Here is a 4,370-nt window from a genome sequence, read left to right on the forward strand (position 1 = left end):
GCGGTTCTTCTTTATTGGCGAACCAAACATGTTTAAAAGAAGCGTCATATCGGGAATCTTCGGTTCTATCCCATAGCGTTAACATAAAATCGGTCGGTCGGTGTCGTTTCCAGGGTCTGCCATTGGCAATATCCCGGGTCATGCCCCTTTGGACATCGTATTCCATAAGAAAATACAAGTGGCCCCGATGGCCATAAATATCAATGCCGCTATCGACCTGCTCCTTGGAATTTGAAATAACAAAAATGATTTCACTGTTTATCTGATTGGAAATATCAAAAAGACTGCCAAAATTATCCAGTAAAGCAAAATCATAATTATTGATTACATCGCCGAACAGGGTTTCTGCCCGGGCGGCATCATTACCCTCCGCGAAACCGGTATAACTTCGCGTCAACAATGCCTTGCCCAACAAGAATTCCGCTGCCGGTTTTGTCGCACGGCCGTAATCCGATTGGGAATCGGGCAGGTTGGCAATGGCAAACTCAAGATCGGGAACAATAGCCTGACCGTAGATTTCAGCTTGGGGGGTTTTATTCGCTGTAACCTCAACATCGAGGGTTTCCTCAAGGCTAAGATGGGCATCGCCGTAGGTGGTAACGATCTGAAAATAGTACAGTGCCCTTAAAAACCGGACCTCTGCAATACGTACGGTTTTTTCGGCCTCATCCATTTCCACGTCGGCAGAACGATTGATGACCCCGTTCGCTTGGTTAATTCCTCTATACCAAGACTGCCAAGCAAGCTCTACGTAGTCCTCGGCCGAATTAAGGTCGGTATCATAAAAATTAAACGATTTATGCCCCCCATCGGCACCGTTGGTCCAGATATCCGTTCCAAAGGTGGTCATTGCGAAGCCCGCCTCTTGCCCATAAAAAGGTTTTAAAAGGGCGTAGGTCGCAACGACCGCATCTTGAAGGCCTTTTTCCGTTATATAGTAGGAATCTGCCGAAACATCGGTCACCAGTTCTTCCTCAAGGGCATCATCGCAGGAACCTATCAAAAGGCCCAATGCCAAAAACCAAATGAAATATATCTTTCTTTTCATAATATTTATATTTTACAATGTATTTATTATTAAAATGTAGCGCTTAATGATAAGGAATACATTTTACTACTGGGCACCACGTCACTACCTAAATCGCCTTCATCTTCGGAAATTTCGGGATCAAAGGTTTCATAATCCGTGATAAACCAAAGATTTTGTCCCGAAATCGAAACTCTCAATTGTTGCATGCCCAATTTCTCCGTTATCGAACCAGGCAGGTTATACCCTAAAGAAATGTTTCTCAGTTTTATAAAACTTGAATCAAAATAAGATAGCGAAGATCCGCTTCTCGGGAATTCTTGATCCACGTCAGGTCTTGGGTTGGCATTGCTCGGATTGTCTATGGTCCAATAGTCCACGTCCAAATTGTTATATCGACCAGCCAGCGTGTTATTGCCAGTGTTGAAGTTCGATTGCAAAAACTGCCCCTGACGGAAATAGAAGAAAACGCCCAATTCAAAGCCCTTATAAGAAAATCTGTTGTTAAGGCCCCCATAATAGTCCGGGGTATTAGTGCCCAAAATTTTACGGTCATCCGGGGTGATGAAACCATCACCATCTAAATCGTTCAGTCGTATTTCTCCCGGCACTTTTTGTTCTTGGGATTGTGCCAAGGCCACTTCATCAGCTTGATAAATACCTATTTTTTCATAATCGTAGAACACCTGGATAGGTTCGCCAATAAACCATTGATTACCGATATCATCTATCGGATTTCCATTTTCGTCCGTCAATGCCAATTCAACGATCTCCTCCCGATAGCCGGCTATGTTGAAATCCAATTTCCAGGAGAACCCGTCCTCATTATCAAAAATACCTGCGCTGACTGCGAATTCCAGACCTTGGGTTCTTGTGGCCCCGACATTTTGTAAAATATTGTTATAGCCTGAGGTAAATGGAAGACTTCTGTTCAATAGGATGTCGACCGTGTTGGTCCTGAACCAATCTACCGTACCGCTGATCCGACCGTTCAGCACCCCGAAATCAACACCAACGTCCAATGTTTTGGACACCTCCCAGCCTAACGCAGGATTCGGTATTTCCGAAAGGGCAAAACCAAGTGCGGGGTTATCCCCAAAGGCATAGCGCAAGCCCTGTAACCTACCTGCGGTCTGGTAGGGTGCAACGGAGGTGTTACCCACTTCCCCATAGGATGCCCGAAGCATTAGCTGAGAAATAGAGGTGTCTGTCAAGAACGACTCCTCCGATATCCGCCAACCCGCTGAAACCCCGGGAAAATAATCCCATTTATTCCCCTCTGCCAATCTCGAGGAGCCATCGGCCCTTAAGGAGGCCTGAAACAAATATTTCCCATTGATGTCATAGTTCAATCGCCCCATAAAAGAGTTTAAGGTCCATTCTGACAAGAAAGAATTGACAACACTATTATCGGCCGAACCCAAATTGAAAAATAGCTGTGACTCATAGGGTATACCCGTTACCGATGCCAAAGAACGTTCCGTTCGAGATTTTTGCACACTCTGTAATAGCGTAACTTTTAAGTTTTGGTTTTCCGTAATGGCCTTGTCAAAAGTCAATAAGTTCTCCAGGGTGTATCCAGAAATATCTAAATGATCGATCGAGGCATCGCCTGGGCCACCTCGATTGTCATTGGTCAAACTGCCCCTGAACTGGCCCCGTCTACCCAATCGAATATCCGGCCCGAAGGTGGTTTTCCATTGCAATCCGTCCGTAATATCGATCTCAAGAAAGATGGGTGCAAAAATATGCGTAAACTTTCTTTCATCGATATAAGCATCTGGCACCAATTCATTCAACGGGTTCGTACGGATACCGTCATTCGTAGGCAAAAACAAAAGCTCACCTTCATCGTCGTAGGGAACGCCCAACGGATTATTGGCCAAAGCTTCACCGATCGTAGCACTGGAACCCCAATTCTGTACCGAATTGGTAATCAAAAAGGAAGCCCCGATCTTAAAAATATCATTGATACGATGATCTATATTGACCCTGCCAGAAAAACGTTCATAATCTTGGTTGCTGATAATGCCCTGCTCTTTAAAGTAGCCCAACGAGGTATTGAACGTTGTGTTTTCAGATCCGCCGCTGACCCCCAACTGGTGATTGGTCTGATATCCATTGCCGACTACCAGATCCAGCCAATCGGTGGAACGGTTCTGGGCTATGGACTCCAATTCGACCGGGTCTAAGAACACCTGATTATCCGGTGGAATCGTTCCGTCCCAAGAAGAACGTCTGGACTCCCTTTTTAGATCGGCAAACTCTTCGCCGTTCATCATATCGACCAATCGCGTTGCCGAAGTCAAACCGACTTGGCTACTGTATCGAACTTGTGTCTTACCGACTTTGCCCCGGTTGGTAGAAACCAACAGAACCCCGTTAGCACCCCTAGAACCATACACCGCCGTGGCCGCAGCATCTTTTAATATTTCTATGGAAGCAATATCCTGTGGGTTGATATCGGACATGGTTGCGGAACCATCGATCAAGGGAATACCATCGACCACATAGAGCGGGTCGTTGGATGCGGTAATCGAACGCCTGCCCCTGATCCGTACCGTGGAGGTCTGCCCCGGTCTTCCCCCGCTGGATTGAATATCTACCCCGGAAACCTGCCCCTTGACGGCATCGATGGTATTCGAGGTCTGGACTATGCTTAGTTGTTCGGCATCTACTGATGCTATGGCCGCCGTCACTTCGCCCTTTTTCTGGGTACCGTAGCCGACTAAGATGACCTCGTCCAATTGGGAGGCATCTTCCTCCAATGAAACATTTACAGTAGATTGATTATTTACGGGAACTTCTTCAGTACGATAACCGATATAACCGAAAACCAAAACGCCGTCGGAGGCAACCTCAATGGAATAATTTCCGTCGAAATCGGTAGTGGTGCCATTGGTCGTTCCTTTTAAAACCACACTTGCGCCTGGCAAGGGTATGCCCTCGGCATCGGTTACCGTACCGGTTACCTGCCCGAACGCGGCCTGTATCGATAGTAGTACGACCGCTATCGAAAGAAATAGAAACTTGGTCTTTTGCATTTCAAAATTTTAAAGTTGATGTATAGGTGAAGTTGTGTTGTTAAGGCTGTGTTAACGGTTACGAATATAGAAATATTTTTTACGTAAAATAATTTTTTCTCCAATTTGGTTTTAAAAAAATAGAGGGTTCTCAATTAAATAGCATATTCAACGCATGGGAGTTGTAGGATATATTCTAATTATAACAAAATTAAGTCATGGTGTTAGGTAAGCAATACGAGTATATCATTGAAGTAGTTGGACCTGAATTCAATTTTCGAATTTGAAAGAATGGCAGTTTTCCAAGTAAAAATTTGGAA

Annotated in this window: 2 protein-coding genes; both read right to left on the reverse strand. The window is 45.1% G+C overall.

Annotation, left to right across the window (positions count from 1 at the left end):
- Positions 1-1,048: RagB/SusD family nutrient uptake outer membrane protein (locus tag ACEW8S_RS02115; protein WP_373516535.1), on the reverse strand; the 1,048-nt coding region annotated here is incomplete at its 3' end.
- A gap of 29 nt (positions 1,049-1,077) precedes the next feature.
- A complete protein-coding gene (locus ACEW8S_RS02120; protein WP_373516536.1) occupies positions 1,078-4,071 on the reverse strand; it encodes a SusC/RagA family TonB-linked outer membrane protein in 2,994 nt (997 codons plus the stop codon).
- Positions 4,072-4,370: the final 299 nt, after the last annotated feature.

Source organism: Pricia sp., assembly GCF_041745955.1.
Classification (GTDB): Bacteria; Bacteroidota; Bacteroidia; order Flavobacteriales; family Flavobacteriaceae; genus Pricia.